The 16,027-nt window shown below is 67.4% G+C and carries 16 protein-coding genes; 3 read left to right on the plus strand and 13 right to left on the minus strand.

Translation table 11 applies throughout. The annotated features are described in order from the left end of the window. Positions 1-7: 7 nt before the first annotated feature. From ACX40P_RS02385 to lnt, 3 genes are all read right to left on the minus strand, one after another. A complete protein-coding gene (locus ACX40P_RS02385) occupies positions 8-1,066 on the minus strand; it encodes a hypothetical protein (RefSeq protein ID WP_459124685.1) in 1,059 nt (352 codons plus the stop codon). A 65-nt stretch (positions 1,067-1,131) separates the two neighbouring features. Continuing rightward, positions 1,132-2,346 (minus strand): methionine adenosyltransferase, encoded by a 1,215-nt coding sequence (gene metK, locus ACX40P_RS02390; protein ID WP_459124686.1) that lies wholly within the window; start codon positions 2,344-2,346, stop codon positions 1,132-1,134. A gap of 107 nt (positions 2,347-2,453) precedes the next feature. Further along, positions 2,454-3,992: an apolipoprotein N-acyltransferase gene (gene lnt / locus ACX40P_RS02395; protein WP_459124687.1), complete on the minus strand. Its 1,539-nt coding sequence runs from the start codon at positions 3,990-3,992 to the stop codon at positions 2,454-2,456. Between the two features lie 275 nt (positions 3,993-4,267). Here lnt and ACX40P_RS02400 point away from each other — a divergent pair, with 275 nt between their 5' ends. Next, the gene (locus tag ACX40P_RS02400; protein WP_459124688.1) at positions 4,268-4,705 is read left to right on the plus strand and encodes a VOC family protein; all 438 of its coding nucleotides are present in this window, start codon (positions 4,268-4,270) and stop codon (positions 4,703-4,705) included. Beyond that, the gene (locus tag ACX40P_RS02405; protein WP_459124689.1) at positions 4,702-5,004 is read left to right on the plus strand and encodes a polyhydroxyalkanoic acid system family protein; all 303 of its coding nucleotides are present in this window, start codon (positions 4,702-4,704) and stop codon (positions 5,002-5,004) included. The genes ACX40P_RS02400 and ACX40P_RS02405 overlap by 4 nt, the downstream gene beginning before the upstream one ends. Positions 5,005-5,126: 122 nt before the next feature. On the opposite strand, the gene ACX40P_RS02410 is transcribed toward ACX40P_RS02405, so the two are convergent. The 7 genes from ACX40P_RS02410 to ACX40P_RS02440 form a co-directional block, all read right to left on the minus strand. Next, positions 5,127-6,452 carry a PQQ-dependent sugar dehydrogenase gene (locus tag ACX40P_RS02410; RefSeq protein WP_459124690.1) on the minus strand — a complete coding sequence of 442 codons (1,326 nt, stop codon included), beginning with the start codon at positions 6,450-6,452 and terminating at the stop codon, positions 5,127-5,129. Between the two features lie 240 nt (positions 6,453-6,692). Next, positions 6,693-8,909 carry a catalase/peroxidase HPI gene (katG, locus tag ACX40P_RS02415; RefSeq protein WP_459124691.1) on the minus strand — a complete coding sequence of 739 codons (2,217 nt, stop codon included), beginning with the start codon at positions 8,907-8,909 and terminating at the stop codon, positions 6,693-6,695. Between the two features lie 210 nt (positions 8,910-9,119). Then, positions 9,120-10,031, minus strand: coding sequence for a hemolysin family protein (locus ACX40P_RS02420; RefSeq protein WP_459124692.1), 912 nt, complete (start codon positions 10,029-10,031; stop codon positions 9,120-9,122). Positions 10,032-10,041: 10 nt separating this feature from the next. After that, the gene (gene ybeY, locus ACX40P_RS02425) at positions 10,042-10,569 is read right to left on the minus strand and encodes an rRNA maturation RNase YbeY (RefSeq protein WP_459124693.1); all 528 of its coding nucleotides are present in this window, start codon (positions 10,567-10,569) and stop codon (positions 10,042-10,044) included. Continuing rightward, positions 10,566-10,961, minus strand: a complete 396-nt coding sequence (locus tag ACX40P_RS02430) for a type II toxin-antitoxin system VapC family toxin (protein WP_459124694.1) — start codon at positions 10,959-10,961, stop codon at positions 10,566-10,568. Before ACX40P_RS02430 ends, ybeY begins: the two co-directional genes overlap by 4 nt. Beyond that, positions 10,958-11,233, minus strand: a complete 276-nt coding sequence (locus ACX40P_RS02435) for a type II toxin-antitoxin system VapB family antitoxin (protein WP_459124695.1) — start codon at positions 11,231-11,233, stop codon at positions 10,958-10,960. Before ACX40P_RS02435 ends, ACX40P_RS02430 begins: the two co-directional genes overlap by 4 nt. Before the next feature lie 47 nt (positions 11,234-11,280). Next, a complete protein-coding gene (locus ACX40P_RS02440) occupies positions 11,281-12,282 on the minus strand; it encodes a PhoH family protein (protein WP_459124696.1) in 1,002 nt (333 codons plus the stop codon). A 164-nt stretch (positions 12,283-12,446) separates the two neighbouring features. Here ACX40P_RS02440 and ACX40P_RS02445 point away from each other — a divergent pair, with 164 nt between their 5' ends. Next, positions 12,447-12,878 carry a pyridoxamine 5'-phosphate oxidase family protein gene (locus ACX40P_RS02445; RefSeq protein ID WP_459124697.1) on the plus strand — a complete coding sequence of 144 codons (432 nt, stop codon included), beginning with the start codon at positions 12,447-12,449 and terminating at the stop codon, positions 12,876-12,878. Here ACX40P_RS02445 and ACX40P_RS02450 read toward each other — a convergent pair. Genes ACX40P_RS02450 through ACX40P_RS02460 form a run of 3 tightly spaced genes read right to left on the minus strand, consistent with a single transcriptional unit; the run spans position 12,868 to position 15,905 of the window. After that, complete coding sequence (locus ACX40P_RS02450; RefSeq protein WP_459124698.1) at positions 12,868-13,806, minus strand: DMT family transporter; 939 nt, start codon at positions 13,804-13,806, stop codon at positions 12,868-12,870. The genes ACX40P_RS02445 and ACX40P_RS02450 overlap by 11 nt on opposite strands. Beyond that, a complete protein-coding gene (gene miaB, locus ACX40P_RS02455; RefSeq protein ID WP_459124699.1) occupies positions 13,803-15,119 on the minus strand; it encodes a tRNA (N6-isopentenyl adenosine(37)-C2)-methylthiotransferase MiaB in 1,317 nt (438 codons plus the stop codon). The genes ACX40P_RS02450 and miaB overlap by 4 nt, the downstream gene beginning before the upstream one ends. A gap of 42 nt (positions 15,120-15,161) precedes the next feature. After that, the gene (locus ACX40P_RS02460; RefSeq protein ID WP_459124700.1) at positions 15,162-15,905 is read right to left on the minus strand and encodes a lysophospholipid acyltransferase family protein; all 744 of its coding nucleotides are present in this window, start codon (positions 15,903-15,905) and stop codon (positions 15,162-15,164) included. Positions 15,906-16,027: the final 122 nt, after the last annotated feature.

The raw sequence follows: 16,027 nt of genomic DNA on the forward strand, positions 1-16,027 counted from the left end.
CCGCAGTCTATTTCGTCGGTATCGTCACCGTGCGCTTTTCGCCCCATGTCGTCGCGCTGGAGATGGGCTGGCCTCGCAGCAGCTCGAGCGCGCGGGTCGGCGACGGCAGCTTGTCCTGCAACGGGAAGATGAGGTCGCGACCGGGCGTGGCGAGGTCGACCGACCATGTCGTGACGCGCGGCTTCTTGTTTATCTCCGCGCCGACCTGCGAGGCGATGCTGGGATACACGCTGATGCCGCGTCCCGCATCAGACAGCGCGAGCAGATAGGAATCGGTCGATTCGTTTGCGCGGTACACGCCGCCCATCGGCACGGTCGCCGGATCGCGGCACCAGCGCGGGGCCGGGCTATCGGTTGACTTCGCCCGCGACGAGGATGCCGCGACACTGCCGAGCGCGCCCAGCAGCATGGCGTTCATGTCGGGTGGCAACGAGGTCGTCGTGTCGGCGAAAGCGATCCGCGTGGTGCAATCCGCCATCGGAAGCGCGGCTGGGGCGGCGGGAGCATCGTCGGGCCAGCCGAGCGCGGCGATGGCGGTGCGAAGCTTCTCGGCGGACGCGGCACCGTCGTCGGTCTTTGACGAATAGCGCAGTTTCACCAGCCATTCGCCCTGCGGCAGGATCGCCAGCGCGGTCCCGCGATAGACGCTGCCGGCCAGCGACCATGATGCGAGCAGCCCGCTGGCGACGTTGCCACGCGGCGGGGCGATCGGCGTCGGTGCCACGGCAGCAGTAGGCGTGCCGTACACCGGCCGGTTCTCGATCGCCCAGCGTGCGCGGTCGAACCAGACCGGCACCGAACCGGCGGTGCTGCGATAGAGATAGACGGTCAGCACGGTGTCGCCGCGCATATATTCGGCGGCGATATCGAGTTGCGGTGCCTCGATCTCCAGCACGCGGGTGCGCGGCAGGTCGAGCAGCGTGGGCGGCAGGGTCAGTTTCGAATTGGTATGGGCGAAGGGTGCGTCGGCGGACACGACCACCAGCTTGGGCTGCGGTCCTTGCGCGAAGACGGGCGCCGCTCCGGTCAGGAGGGCGCCCGCGATCAGTGCTGCGATCTTCGGCATGTTTGGCGTCCCCTCCGAGCGAGGACGCCACCATGACCGCCGCCCGCGACGGCGGCAAGTCGGTGTTACGCCGCCAGAGCGGCCTTCAGGTCGTCGACCAGGTCGGTGCGCTCCCATGGGAAGAAGTCGCCTTCCGCCTTGCGGCCGAAGTGGCCGTAGGCGGCGGTCTTTGCGTAGATCGGCTTGTTGAGGCCGAGGTGCGTGCGAATACCGCGCGGGGTCAGGCCGCCGAGCTTTTCGATCTTGCCGATCGCTTCCTCGATCTTGTCGTCGCCGACCGTGCCGGTGCCGTGCGTGTCGACGTAGAGCGACAGCGGCTTCGACACGCCGATGGCATAGGCGAGCTGGATCGTGACGCGCTGGGCGAGGCCGGCGGCGACGATGTTCTTCGCCAGATAGCGGGTGATATAGGCAGCCGAGCGGTCGACCTTCGTCGGATCCTTGCCCGAGAACGCGCCGCCGCCGTGCGGGGCGGCACCGCCGTAGGTGTCGACGATGATCTTGCGACCCGTCAGGCCGGCGTCGCCGTCCGGCCCGCCGATCTCGAAGCTGCCGGTCGGGTTGATGTGATAGACGGTTTCGTCGCTGAGCAGCTCGGCGGGGATGACGCCGGCGATGACCTTCTTCACATAGGCGTGGAGCTCGGCTTCCTTCTCACCCTGGTCATAGCCCTTGCCATGCTGGGTCGAGACGACGATCGCGGTCGCCGCGACCGGCTTGCTGCCCTCGTAGCGCAGGGTCACCTGGCTCTTGGTGTCCGGCTCGAGGAAAGGCGCCGCGCCCGAGTGGCGGTCGGCGGCCATCTGCTCGAGGATCTTGTGGCTGTAGTAGAGTGTCGCCGGCATCAGGTCGGGCGTGTCGTCGGCGGCATAGCCGAACATGATGCCTTGGTCGCCGGCACCCTCGTCCTTGTTGCCCGAGGCATCGACGCCCTGCGCGATGTGCGCCGACTGCGGATGCAGGTTGTTTTCGAAGCGGAAGCTCTCCCAGTGGAAGCCGTCCTGCTCGTAACCGATGCGCTTGACCGTATCGCGCACGGTCTTCTCGACCTCTTCGCGCACGCCCTCGGCCCAGTTGCCGGCCTCGTCCATGATGCCCTTGCCGCGGATCTCGCCCGCGAGCACGACCAGCTGGGTCGTCGTCATCGTCTCGCACGCGATGCGCGCCTCCGGGTCCTTCGACAGGAACAGATCGACGATCGCGTCGGAAATCTGGTCGGCGACCTTGTCGGGATGGCCTTCGCTGACCGATTCGGACGTGAAGAGATAGCTGGAACGCATGGGAATCCTCTGCGAAAGAAAAGAGACGGCGACTTCTACCGGGCCGTTACCATGCCCGGATATAAAGAAATCCTTATATGCGCCGATAGAAGCCGCGCGGGCGCGCGTCAACGACGGCGGCGCGACACCACCGCGAGCCCCAGCAGCAGCGCGACCGTCAGCACCGCCATCCAGTTGCCCGCGCGGGCGAACAAGGTCGGCGGATAGGCCACGGGCATCGGCAGCTCGATCGCGGCGGCTTTGTAGCGCGGAATCTGTGCGAGGATGCGGCCGTCGGCGGCGATCACTGCCGACACGCCGTTGGGGGTGGAGCGCAGCACGGGCAGCCCCTCCTCGATCGCGCGCATCCGCGCCTGCGCCTGGAACTGGACCGGGCCCCAGCTGCCGAACCACGCCTCGTTCGACGGGTTGAACAGAATGGCCGGGCGGCGGGCGGGATCGACGACCTGGCCGGAGAAGATCACCTCGTAGCAGACCTGCATGCCGACCGCCGGGAAGCCGGGGATGGCGAGGGTGCGCGGACCGGGGCCGTCGCGGAAGTCGACGTCGCCCGCGACGAGGCGGGAGAGGCCGAGCGGCTGGAGGATCGATCGCATCGGCAGATATTCGCCGCCGGGCACCAGATGCGCCTTGTCGTAGCGGCCGGCGAGCGTGGCTTCGGGCGTCACGACGAAGACCGAGTTGCCGGCATCGACGATCTCGCCCTGCGCATCGAACGCCAGCGACGATCCGCCGACCAGCGCGATGTCGCGCGGCCCCAGCGCGCGCGCGATGGCGAGGCGGGTGAGATAGGGCGAGCCGCGCCAGTACCAGTCGGGCGGATAGCCATCCTCCAGATAAGGATCGACCGACCCCTCCGGCCAGAGCAACAGGCGCGGCGTCGCGCCGGGGCGGCCGGACAAAGCGACCATGCGGCGGACGGCGTCGGCGGCGCTTTCGGGGGTGACGTGGATCCGCTGTTCGATGTTCGGCTGCACGACGCGGACGAGCGCCGGGCCGGGGGGCGGGGGCGGGGCGCGAAGATGGTCGGCGACCGACAGGCCGGTCAGGACGACGGCCACGCCCGCGAACGTCGCCCAGCGCCGCTGCAGAAGCAGCGCGAGCGCGCCCGCCGCGACGATCAGCAGCGCGCCGAGCGCATAGACGCCGACGAAGCGTGCGCCCCCCGCGATCGCCGGCCACGCCAGCCAGGTGGTGCCGATCGGGTTCCACGCATAGCCGGTAAACACGGTAGCGCGCAGATACTCCGCCGTTAGCCACGCCGCGGCGGCGACCAGCACGAACGACGCCCCCATCGGCGTCGTCGCGTCGCCCCGGCTGCGCGGGCTGGCCAAGCGCCACGCGACCCCGGCGGCGAGCATCGGATAGATGGCCAGGTACAGCGCCAGCCCGACCACAGCGCCATAGCCCAGCACCGGGGGCATGCGATCCTGATAGTCGAAGGCGTGCTGGATCCAGTTGTTGTTGATGGTGAAATGGCCGACCCCGAACCACCAGCCCGTCAGCATCGCCCGCCCGCGCGTCGGCGCGTCGTGCACCAGCTTCAGCCAGACCGCGAAGGCGAGAATCGTCAGCGGCAGCAGGTCCAGCGGCGCGAACCCGGTCGCGGCGATCGCGCCGAGGATGATGGGGAGGAGGATGGGCATCTCGGAGCGGCTTTAGCGGGTGGGGAGGGGGAGGCGCCAGATGGCTGGAAGGAATGACGTTGGTTCACGCGAAGTCGCGAAGGGGGGTAAGAATGGAGGGGTGCACGCGGAGACGCGGTGATTGGGCTGGTGGTCATCGTCTCGCGTCAACGAGACCAGAATCTCCAGCAGGAGGTGAAAGTCGCTGTCGCGGCAATCGAGAGACTTCTGCGCCTTCGCGCCTTGCGTGAACCATCTCCCTTCTGCTTCCTCACCCAAATGCGTACAAAGCCGCCATGACCCTCCGCCCTTTCCATCTCGCCTTCCCCGTCCATGATCTCGCCGCCGCGCGCGCCTTCTATGGCGCCGTGATGGGGTGCAGGGAGGGGCGGTCGTCGGACCAGTGGATCGACTTCGATTTCTACGGCCATCAGATCGTCGCGCACCTCGATTCCGCCGCGAAGCCGGTCGCGGTCGCCAATGCGGTCGACGGGCACCATGTGCCGGTTCCGCATTTCGGCGTGGTGCTGACGATGCCGGACTGGCGCGCGCTCGCCGAACGGGTGCGGGCGGCGGGGGTGGTGTTCGGGATCGAACCGCACGTCCGCTTCGCCGGACAGCCCGGCGAGCAGGCGACGATGTTCTTTCACGACCCCAGCGGCAACGCGCTGGAGTTCAAGGCGTTCGAGGATGACGCGATGCTGTTCGCGACGGAAGAGAAGGTGACCGCATGACCGATCCGGTGGAAGTCGATATCCCGCACAAGCTGGGCCGCGCCGCCGCGCGGGAGAAGATCGCGAACGGCATCGGCAAGCTGGAAAGCTATATCCCCGGCGGCACGGTGACCGAGAATCGCTGGGACGGCGACCGGCTGAGCTTCACCGTCTCGGCGATGGGGCAGAAGGCGCAGGCGACCGTCGACGTGCTCGAAGACCGCGCGCATCTGTCGGTGGTGCTGCCGCCGATGCTGGCGCTGTTCGCGGGGAAGATCCGCGACGTGCTGGGGCGCGAGGGGCCGAAGCTGTTGAAGTGAGGGGGTACGCCGCCCCCGACCTCGTCCGTTCGGCCTGAGTTAAGTCGAAGGCCTGCGCTCGATAAGGTGCTTCGACTTCGCTCAGCACGAACGGATTTATATCGGTGCAGCAGGCGTAAAACTTACCCCGCCCGTAGCCTCCAGATCACATTTCCGACATCGTCCGCCACCAGCAGCGCGCCGGTGGCGTCGGTGATGACGCCGACCGGGCGGCCCTGTGCCTCGCCCTTGGCGTTCAGGAAGCCCGAAAGCAGCGTCACCGGCTTCGCCTGCGGATCGGGGAAGCCGTTGGCGCCAAACGGGACGTAGATCATCTTGTAGCCGGCGGCGGGTTCTCGGTTCCACGATCCATGCTGCGTCACGAACGCCCCGTTCGACAGGCCGGAGCCGAGCTTCGCATCGGTCGCGAAGGCCAGGCCCAATGAGGCGGTGTGCGCGCCCAGCGCATAGTCCGGGCGCTTCGAATATTGCTGGAGCGCCGGGTTGGCGGGCTCGACACGGGTGTCGGGATAGCCGCCCCAATAATACCAGGGCCAGCCGAAGTTATCGCCGAGATCGACCGCAGCCATATAGTCGGGCGGCAGGTCGGAGCCCAATTGGTCGCGCTCGTTCACGATCGTCCACAGCCGCCCGCTCCTGGGCTCGAACGCCATGCCGTTGGGGTTGCGTAGGCCGGCGGCATAGATGCGAACGTATTTCTGCTCGGGATAGACCTCGAGGATGTTGGCGCGGCGGCGCTCCGCATCCATGCCGTTCTCGCCGATGTTCGAGGACGAGCCGACGCTGACGTAGAGCGTGCGGCCACCCGGTGCGGCGACGACGTTGCGCGCCCAGTGATTGCCGCCGCCGGGCAGGTCGATGACCTTCTCTGCCGCAGCGGTGATCTTCGTGGCACCGGCGGTATAGGGGAAGCGCACCAGCGCGTCGGTGTTGGCGACGTACAGCCAGTCGCCGACCAGCGTCAGGCCGAACGGCGAGTTGAGCCCGGTCAGGAACGGCGTCTTCACCTCCGCCACCCCGTCGCCGTCGGCATCGCGGAGCAGCGTGATGCGGTTGGCGGAGGGAACGCCGGCGCCGGCCTTGCCCATCAGCAGGTTCATGACCCGCCCGGTGATGCCGCCGCCCTCACGCTTGGGCGAATTCGTCTCGGCCACCAGCACGTCGCCGTTGGGCAGGCGATAGAGCCAGCGCGGGTGATCGAGGCCGGTGGCGAACGCCGCGACCTGCAGCCCCGGTGCGGCGGTCGGCTTCGCGCCGCCCTGCCACCCGACCGCATCGGCGACGCCGACCGTGGGGATCCACTGTCTGCGCGGCGGCGTGATGTTGGGCCGCACCCCCATCACCGCATCCTCGGGCAGGCGCGCGCGGTCGGGGCGGGTGAGGTAGAACAACACCCCGGCGGCAATCAGGACGATGAGGCCGAGGGCGATGAGGATATAGCGACGCATGGGGCGAGACTAGGGCGGGGTGGGGGCGAGGGCAATGACCACTGTCCTCGACTTCCTGTTCGCCTCCCTTGTGAAGGGACGGGCCGGGGGTCTGTGGACGTGGGGCGAGCGTCACGCCTTTCGCCAGCCCACCCACCCCAACCCCTCCCTTCACGAGGGAGGGGCTCAAAAGAAGAACGGCCGCGGGAGGGGGTACTCCCGCGACCGTCTGTCGCCAACGTCCTTGCGTGGCGAAACGCGTCAGCCGAGCAGGTCAAACCGGTCGGCGTTCATGACCTTGACCCATGCCTTCACGAAGTCGGCGACGAAAGTCTCGTCGGCGTCGGCGAAGGCATAGACTTCCGACAGCGCACGCAGCTGCGAGTTGCTGCCGAACACCAGGTCGGTGCGCGATGCGGTCCAGTGCTTCTCGTGCGTCACGCGGTCGGTGCCGATAAACTCCTGATCGCTTTCGTCGCTGACCTGCTTCCACGCCGTCTTCATGTCGAGCAGGTTGACGAAGAAGTCGTTGGTCAGCTGGCCCGGACGGTCGGTGAAGACGCCGTGCTCTTTGGCCTTCGAATGGTTCGCACCCAGCACGCGCAGGCCGCCGATCAGCACCGCCATCTCGGGCGCCGACAGGCCGAGCAGCTGCGCCCGGTCGATCATCAGCTGTTCGGTTGGCACGGTGAAGCGCGTCGACAGATAGTTGCGGAACGCGTCGGCCTTGGGCTCCAGCACCGCGAAGCTCTCGATGTCGGTCCAGTCCTGCGACGCGTCGGTCCGGCCCGGCGTGAACGGCACTTCGATAGTCTTGCCGGCCGCCTTCGCCGCCGCCTCGACACCCACCGAGCCACCGAGCACGATCAGGTCGGCGATCGAGACCTGCTTGCCGCCCTTGCCGTCGAAGTCGGCCTTGATGCCCTCATAGACCGACAGCACCTTCGCGAGCTGTTCGGGCTCGTTGACCGCCCAGTCCTTCTGGGGGGCGAGACGGATGCGGCCGCCGTTGGCGCCGCCGCGATGGTCCGACTTGCGATAGGTCGAGGCCGACGCCCAGGCGGTCGTCACCAGCTCGGCGACATCAAGGCCGGAGTTCGCGATCGCCTGCTTGAGCGCCGGCACGTCCGACGCGTCGATGCCCTGATAATCGGCCTTCGGAATGGGATCCTGCCAGATCAGCTCTTCCTGCGGCACTTCCGGACCGATGTAGCGCTGCTTCGGACCCATGTCGCGGTGGGTCAGCTTGAACCACGCGCGGGCAAAGGCATCGGCGAAATAAGCCGGGTCCGCCCGGAACTTCTGAATCACGGCGTTGTAGGCGGGGTCCACCTTCAGCGCCATGTCGGCGGTCGACATCATCGTCGGCACGCGCTTGCCCGCGGTGTGGGCGGCGGGGGCCAAAGTCTCGTCGGGGTTGCCCACCGGCTGCCACTGCTTCGCGCCGGCCGGGCTCATCACCAGCTCATACTCATGGTCGAGCAGCATGTCGAAATACGTCATGTCCCAGGTGATCGGGGTCGGCGTCCACGCGCCTTCCAGACCCGAGGTGATCGTGTCGTCGCCGAAGCCGGAGCCGTGGGTGGAGGTCCAGCCGATGCCCTGTGCGGCGATGTCGGAGCCTTCCGGCTCCTTGCCGACCTTCGACGCGTCACCCGCGCCGTGCGCCTTGCCGAACGTATGGCCACCGGCGGTCAGCGCCGCGGTTTCCTCGTCGTTCATGCCCATGCGCGCGAACGTCTCGCGCATGTCGCGGGCCGAGCCCTTGGGATCGGGCTTACCGCCCGGACCTTCCGGATTGACGTAGATCAGGCCGTGCTGGATCGCCGCGAGCGGCTCCTCCAGCGCCATGCCGGCTTCCTCGTCGATGCGGGTCTGGCCGAGCCATTCCTCCTCGGTGCCCCAGTAGATGTCCTTCAGCGGCTCGAATACGTCGGCGCGACCGCCGGAGAAGCCGAACGTCGGCCCACCCATCGATTCGATCGCGACGTTGCCAGTCAGGATGAACAGATCGGCCCAGCTCAGCGACTTGCCGTACTTCTGCTTGATCGGCCAGAGCAGGCGGCGGGCCTTGTCCAAGTTGCCGTTGTCCGGCCAGCTGTTGAGCGGGGCGAAACGCTGCGCGCCGGACGACGAACCGCCGCGACCGTCGCCGGTGCGATAGGTGCCGGCCGAGTGCCACGCCATGCGGATGAAGAACGGACCATAGTGACCATAATCGGCCGGCCACCACGGCTGGCTGTCGGTCATCAGCGCGGTCAGATCGGCCTTCAGCGCGTCATAGTCGATGCCCTGAAACGCGGCGCGATAGTCGAAATCCTCGCCCATCGGGTTGGCGGTGAGGCCGTCGGCCTGCAGGATTTCCAGCGGCAGCGTGTCGGGCCACCAGTCGCGCGCGGTGCGCCCGAGCAGCGAGCGCATAGCGGCGGGCTGCTTGTTCGGATCGTTGATCGGGCTGCCTTCGGTAATGGCGTCCATGACACTTGTTCTCCAGTCGAAACCGCCGCGTCACAGCATGAAGGTCTGCGAATGCGATCGGCATAAAAACACGATTTCATGACAGTCGGTAGGGCCTAGCCCAAGCCGGTCGCGATGAAACGGCGTACCAGAACGTCGTAATACAGCTTCAGTGATCGAGGAAACGCGAATTTGCGAAGCCGTTGATCGCATTTGGCGATCAATCTTTCGTTAGACGTCGTCGATGCCTTCGGGCGTCGGCTTAGGCGGATGCAGGATCAGCTTCGCCACACGCTTGGCATCGGATTCGACGACCTCGATCGTCCAGCCGCTCGGGTGGACCAGGCATTCGCCCGCGGCCGGGACATGGCCGGCCAGCACGACCGCGAGGCCGCCGAGCGTGTCGATATCCTCCTCCACCTCGGCCAATCGGGCATCGATTGTCAGCGCGATGTCCTCCAGCTCGGCGCGGGCGTCGGCCGCCCAGGCGCCGCCGTCGAGCGGTGTCAGCAGCGCCTCGGGCGCCTCGTCATGTTCGTCCTCGATCTCGCCGACGATCTCCTCGATCAGATCCTCGATCGTAATGAGTCCTTCGGTGCCCGAATATTCGTCGAGCACGATGGCGAGATGGGTGCGGCGCGACTGCATCTGCGCCAGCAGGTCGATCGCGCCCATCGCCTGCGGCACGTACAGCGGCTGACGAATCAGTGCGGCGATCGTCGCCGGCGGCTCGGCGCCGGTCGCGAGGATCGCGAACACGTCCTTGATATGAAGCATGCCGACGATGGTATCGAGCTTTTCGCGATAGACCGGCAGGCGGCTGTGTCCGGCGTCGGCGAACAGCGCCACGACATCGGCGAAGGGCGTCGATTCCTCGACCGCGACGATGTCCGCGCGCGGCACGCCCATGTCGCCCGCGTCGCGCTCGCCGAAGTGGAGCAGATTTTTCAGCATCTGCCGCTCGATCGGTGCGAGATCGCCCGCGATCGGGCGCTTCTCGTCGTCGTGAGCGGAGATCACCTCTTCCAGCTGGTCGCGCAGCGTCTCGGCGCTCTCGTCGCCGAAGATCAGGGTCCGCAGACCCTTCCATATGCTGCCATTTTCGGAGTCGCCGTTGCCGGCGCGACTTCGGTCCTCGGCCATGAGATGCGTGTCAGTCCTCGCCAGTCGGATGGGGGTCGGTCAGATAGGGATCGGCGATGCCGAGGCCGGCGAGCGCATCACGCTCCAGCCCCTCCATCACCCCGGCGTCCGCATCGGTGCCGTGGTCATGGCCTAGCAGATGCAGGGTGCCGTGGACAATCAGGTGCGTGGCATGATCCTCGACCGATATGCCCTTTTCCGCCGCCTCAGCGGTGCAGACGCCGTAGGCGAGGACGATGTCGCCCAGCAGCACCTCGCCATCGTCCGACCCCTGGCTGACCGCGTCGAGCAGGTCCGGCTGCACCATCGGAAAGGACAGGACGTTGGTCGGCTTGTCCTTTCCACGATACTGGCGGTTGAGCACCTGCACCTCGTCGTCGGTCGTCAAGCGCACGGCGACTTCGATCTCGACTGGCTGCGTCAGCCAATCCGCCTGCGGCGTCCGCTCGATCGCGGCGACGACCGCGCGGGTGGCGAGGGCTTCCCAGTCGGTCTCGTCGGACCAGGGGGCTTCGGGGAGGACGGCAACATCGATCATGCGAGATCCGTGTGGCTGAAGTCGTCGCCCTTGTAGAGCAGTTTCGCACCATTCGTCTTCGCGCAGGCGTAGGCGAAGCAGTCGCCCATGTTCAGCCGCGCCGGGTGGTGGCCTTTGCCATACCGTCCATAGGCTTCGATCGCCTGCTGCATTTCGGCCTCTTCAATCGGAACGAGCTTCGCGTTGATCGCCGTCAGTAGCTCTCGCACGCGGGTCGAGGCGGCCGCTGGCGGTTCACGCCGACGGGTCGCCACGGCAACGGTCGCCTCCCAGACGGCGATGGGTGACGTTAGCGGAGCGTCCGCTGCGCCCAGCCGGCTGACCTGATCCAGCGCGTCATCCTCGCCATTCAGGATGGCAACGATCACCGATGCATCGACGAATGCCGTCATGGGCGGGGACAGTCTTCCACATCCTCATCGCCCGCCAGCCGGTCGAAAAAGGCCTTGTCGGCGACAAAGCCATCGAATGGTGGCAATGGGTTGCGGCGCTGATAGTCCTTCAGCCATGCGACCATATCCTGCTTCCCGCGCTCCGGTGCGAAGGTCGCCTTCTTCTCGCGCAAGGCCGTCCGCACAGCTTCGGTCTTGGTCGTGCCGAGCCGTCGCGCTACCTCGGCCGCCAACGCAGCCGTCTCTTCATCCTTGATGTACAGCGACGCCATCACCGCACTCCTTCAGCGGAAGGATATACGCCGGTATATCCCCGCCTTCAAGCGTCCGTACCCTCATAGGCTTCGACGATCCGGCCGACGATGGGGTGGCGAACGACGTCGGCGGCGGTGAAGCGGCTGACGGCGATCCGTTCGATCCCCTCCAGCCGCGCGACGCCGTCGGCAAGACCAGACCCCGCCACGCCGCCGGGCAGATCGACCTGCTTCGGGTCGCCGCACACGACCATGCGGCTGCCCTCGCCGAAGCGGGTGAGGAACATCTTCATCTGCGCGGGCGTGGTGTTCTGCGCCTCGTCGAGGATGATAAAGGCATCGGCGAGCGTGCGGCCGCGCATGAAGGCGATCGGTGCGATCTCGATCTCGCCGCTGGCGATGCGGCGCTCGACCTGCTCTGCGGGCAGGCAGTCGTGCAGCGCGTCGTAGAGTGGGCGGAGATAGGGATCGACCTTCTCTTTCATGTCGCCGGGCAGGAAGCCGAGCTTCTCGCCCGCTTCCACCGCCGGGCGCGACAGGATCAGCCGCTGCACGCTACCGGTGATGAGCTGCGACACCGCCTGCGCGACCGCCAGATAGGTCTTGCCGGTGCCCGCCGGCCCCAGCGCGAAGATGATGTCGTTAGCGATCAGTTCGCGCATGTAATGCGTCTGCGCGATGGTGCGCGGCACGATCGTCTTCTTGCGCGTGCGGATCATGATCGGCGGAATGCCGTGGCCGCGATCGGCCGAGATGATGCCGTCGAGCGTCGGCTGCGCGGCGAGCGCGATGACCGCGTCGACCATGCCGGGATCGATGTCTTGCCCCTGCAGGATGCGCGTGTGGAGCCCTTTCAGCACGTCGCGCGCCAGCGCCACCTGCTCCGCCGTCCCCTCCACCTGCACGCGGTTTCCCCGCGCGGTGATGTAGACGCCAAGGCGGTTCTCGAGCGCGACGAGATTAGTGTCATATTCGCCGAACAGCTGCGGCAGCAGTTCGGGGCGATCGAAGAGGACTTCGGCACGGCTGCGTTCGCCGGACTGGGCGGGGACGGGCTTGCGGCTCAATTCGACTCCTGGGTCTGAGGTCCGCCGACCAAGGTGGCAGACGGCACGGGGCGAGGATAGCGGGCAATTCGCCGCTCCCCGAGATTTGGGGAGCGCGTGGCGGCCGCGCAACATGGGAACCGACCGCGCGCCCGCTCGCTTGTCGCGCTCAAGGAGAGCTTCCCATGACCAAGACCCTGTCCGACCTCGCCGAGATCATGCGCGACATCGATTTCACGATGCTGTCGACCAAGACGACCGACGGCGGCATCGCCGCGCGTCCGATGAGCAACAATCGCGACGTCGACTATGATGGCGATAGCTGGTTCTTTTCGATGGACGATACGCTGACCGTGCAGGACATCGGTCGCGATCCCAACGTCGGACTGACGCTGCACGGCAATTCCAGTCTGCTCGGCAAGCCGCCGATCTTCATCGCGGCGGAAGGCAAGGCCGAGATCATTCGCGACAAGGCCACGTTCGAAGCGCATTGGGTGAAGGATCTCGACCGCTGGTTCGAACAGGGCGTCGATACGCCGGGGCTGGTGCTGATCCGCGTCCATGCCGACCGCGTGCATTACTGGGACGGCGAGGATCAGGGCGAGGTCAAGCTCTAGACCGCCGCATCCCCGCCACGCCGGTGACGAGCCCGGCGAGGATCAACGCCATGCCGGCGGCGTGAAAGGGGTGGAGCGCCTCCCCCAGCAATCCCGCCGCCAGCAGTGCGCCGAACAGCGGCATCAGGTTGATCGCCTGTCCCGCCGCGCCTGCGCCGACCATCGCTACCGCTTGGTTGAACAGCAAATAGGCGACGAGCGACGGCAGGACGGCGACATAGGCGATAGCGAGGAGCACGGTGCCGCTCCAGCGGATGTGCGCGCCGGCGAAATGCTCGGCGAGCGCGACCGGCGCGAGTGCGACGACCGCCACCGCCATCGTCGCGGCGAGGAAGCCAAGCGGGCTGGCCGCCGGCTTGGTCTTCAGCAGGCTGGTGTAGAAGGCCCATACGACGCAAGCGCCAAGGATCGTCGCATCGCCACGTCCGAGCGCGAAGCCCGACAGCAGGTGCGGATCGCCGCGGAAGACGATCACGGCGACGCCGCACGTCGCCAGCACCACGCCGAGGATGACGATCGGGCCGGCGCGGATGCCGAACAGGATACGATCGACGATCAGCACGAGGCCGGGGATCAGCGCCTGGAGCAACAGGCCGTTGCTCGCAGTCGTATCGTGCAGGCCCAGATAATAGAGCGTGTTGAAGCTCGCGACGCCGAGCAGGCCGAGCAGCAGCACGCGCCGCCACCCCTGCCGCAGTGCCGGCCAGTCGTTCGCCAGATGCCGCCACGCGAACGGCAGCAGGAGCAGCAACGCGCCCGTCCAGCGGAGCCAGCCAAGCGTCGCCGGTGGTACGTCGTCGCGCACCAGCCGCCCGACGATCGCGTTGCCGGCCCAGAACAGCATCACGCACGCGAGCATCGTATAGGCGCGCAGATAGCTGCGGTCGGTGCCTGCGACCGGGGCGGCCCGGTCGACGGCTGCGGTCACGCCGCCTGCGCCAGTACCGGCACACCGACCAGCGACAGCGGCCCGGCGGCGACGATGTCGACCTCGATCAGGCTGCCGATGGCGGGGCCGTCCTCGACGATCACCGATTGCAGCCACGGCGACTTGCCGAGCATCTGGCCCGGGCGCTTGCCCGCGCGTTCGATCAGGATCGTGCAGCGTTGCCCAACCGTCGCGGCATTGAACGCAGCCTGATCGCGGCCGAGCGCGGCCTGCAGGCGGGCGAGACGTTCGGTCATCACCTCCTGGGGCACCTGGTCGGCCATATCGGCGGCGGGGGTGCCGGGGCGGGGGCTGTATTTGAAGCTGAATGCGCTGGCGTGGCGGACCTCATCGACCAGCGACAGCGTATCGGCGAACTCGGCCTCGGTTTCGCCGGGGAAGCCGACGATGAAGTCGCCGGACAGCGCGATGTCGCTGCGCGCGGCGCGGACGCGGTCGATGACCCGCAGATAGGTGTCGCGGGTATGCGACCGGTTCATCCGTTGAAGAATGCGGTCGTTGCCCGACTGCACCGGCAGGTGGAGGAAGGGCATCAGCGATTCGACGTCGCGATGCGCGTCGATCAGCCCCTGCGTCATGTCGTTGGGGTGACTGGTGGTATAGCGGATGCGCGACAGGCCGGGGATGCGGTCGAGCGTGCGGATCAGTGCGCCCAGGTCGCGCCCATCGTTTCCGGCGTCGTCCGCCCACGCATTCACGTTCTGGCCGAGCAGCGTGATCTCGCGCGCGCCGGCATCGACCAGCGCCTTCGCCTCTTCGACGATCGCCGCGAACGGCCGGCTGATCTCCGCACCGCGCGTGTACGGTACGACGCAATAGGTGCAGAATTTGTCGCACCCCTCCTGCACCGTCAGGAACGCCGACGGGCCGACCCGGCGGCGGGCGGGCAGCGCGCCGAATTTCGACAGCAAAGGCATGTCGGTATCGAGCGCGGGCGTGCCGGCGGCGGCATCGGCGACGAGTTTGGGGAGGTTGTGATAGGCCTGTGGGCCGACGACGACATCGACCTTGGCACGGCGGACGATCTCCGCGCCCTCCGCCTGCGCGACGCAGCCGGCGACGGCGATCATCTGGTCCGGCTTCGCCTTCCGCATGCGGCCGATGTCGGAATAGACCTTCTCGGTCGCCTTTTCGCGGATGTGGCAGGTGTTCAGCACGACGAGGTCGGCGGCGCCTTCGTCCGGCGCGGCGGCATAGCCGGCCTCGGTCATCGCTTCGGCCATGCGCTCGCCGTCGTAGACGTTCATCTGGCAGCCGAACGACTTGACGTGAAAGGTCTTGGGGTTGGACATGATGCGCAGGCGCTTAACCGAAAATACGGGTCGAGGACAGGCTCAGCGCGCCGCCATCGCCGCAAGCACCGCGCTCCGCGCACGTTCGGCGACCGCCTTGCGGCCCATGCCGGCGGGGTCGAAGGCGTCAAGATAGCGCACCGTCACCGGCAGGCGCCCGGGCCGGGCGAGGATGCCCAACGCATTGTCCGCGCCCGGCTCGACGCCGATCCACGCCACGTCGGGCGTCGCCACGCCATAGTCGATGAAGACCGGCTGGACGCTCAGCCCCGCCGGCGGCGGGTCGATCGCGGCGATCAGTGCTGCCTTGAACGGCAGCAACTGCGTGCCGCCGCCGTCGGTGGTGCCTTCGGGAAAGATGGTGACGGGATGATCGGCCGACAGCGCGCCGCGCAGCTTCTCGACCTGGCGCGCCACGCCCAGCCGGTCGCCGCGATCGACGAAGATCGTGCGGTTGAGCCGGCACAGCCAGCCTAGCACGGCATTGTCGGCCAGCTCGCCCTTGGCGACGAAAGCGCTGCCGCTCGATCCGGCGATGACGAGGATGTCGAGCCAGCTGACATGGTTGGACAGCAGCAGCACGTCGCGTGTCAGCGGGATGCCAACGATGCGGATGCGCGCACCCGCGGCGCGGGCGATCCAGCCGAGGAAGATCGGCGGCCAGGGCGAGCGCAGACGGAACAGCCGCCATACGCCGTGCAGGGGAAGCGAGACGATCAGCGCGACCGCCATCTTGGTGAGGCGGGCGGCGATTCGGAGGCGGGCAATGATGGGAGATTTTCTCATGGCGTTATCCTCACCCTTCCGCGGATTCGCCGCTCCCTCCCTCTCCCGGCGGGAGAGGGAAGGGGCCCGCTCGCGAAGCGAGTGGGAAGGGTGAGGGTGACGTCACGAGCGCGATTCTACGG

It is taken from the genome of Sphingomonas sp. RS2018, assembly GCF_054489605.1.

Bases quoted from the DNA above. Each gene is read 5' to 3' on its own strand.
- ACX40P_RS02435 (WP_459124695.1), bottom strand. From the start codon at position 11,233: ATGGCGTCGCTGTACATCAAGGATGAAGAGACGGCTGCGTTGGCGGCC.
- ybeY (WP_459124693.1), bottom strand. From the start codon at position 10,569: ATGATCGATGTTGCCGTCCTCCCCGAAGCCCCCTGGTCCGACGAGACC.
- katG (WP_459124691.1), bottom strand. From the start codon at position 8,909: ATGGACGCCATTACCGAAGGCAGCCCGATCAACGATCCGAACAAGCAG.
- miaB (WP_459124699.1), bottom strand. From the start codon at position 15,119: ATGTCCAACCCCAAGACCTTTCACGTCAAGTCGTTCGGCTGCCAGATG.
- ACX40P_RS02385 (WP_459124685.1), bottom strand. From the start codon at position 1,066: ATGCCGAAGATCGCAGCACTGATCGCGGGCGCCCTCCTGACCGGAGCG.
- ACX40P_RS02430 (WP_459124694.1), bottom strand. From the start codon at position 10,961: ATGACGGCATTCGTCGATGCATCGGTGATCGTTGCCATCCTGAATGGC.
- metK (WP_459124686.1), bottom strand. From the start codon at position 2,346: ATGCGTTCCAGCTATCTCTTCACGTCCGAATCGGTCAGCGAAGGCCAT.
- ACX40P_RS02460 (WP_459124700.1), bottom strand. From the start codon at position 15,905: ATGAGAAAATCTCCCATCATTGCCCGCCTCCGAATCGCCGCCCGCCTC.
- ACX40P_RS02420 (WP_459124692.1), bottom strand. From the start codon at position 10,031: ATGGCCGAGGACCGAAGTCGCGCCGGCAACGGCGACTCCGAAAATGGC.
- lnt (WP_459124687.1), bottom strand. From the start codon at position 3,992: ATGCCCATCCTCCTCCCCATCATCCTCGGCGCGATCGCCGCGACCGGG.
- ACX40P_RS02445 (WP_459124697.1), top strand. From the start codon at position 12,447: ATGACCAAGACCCTGTCCGACCTCGCCGAGATCATGCGCGACATCGAT.
- ACX40P_RS02405 (WP_459124689.1), top strand. From the start codon at position 4,702: ATGACCGATCCGGTGGAAGTCGATATCCCGCACAAGCTGGGCCGCGCC.
- ACX40P_RS02410 (WP_459124690.1), bottom strand. From the start codon at position 6,452: ATGCGTCGCTATATCCTCATCGCCCTCGGCCTCATCGTCCTGATTGCC.
- ACX40P_RS02400 (WP_459124688.1), top strand. From the start codon at position 4,268: ATGACCCTCCGCCCTTTCCATCTCGCCTTCCCCGTCCATGATCTCGCC.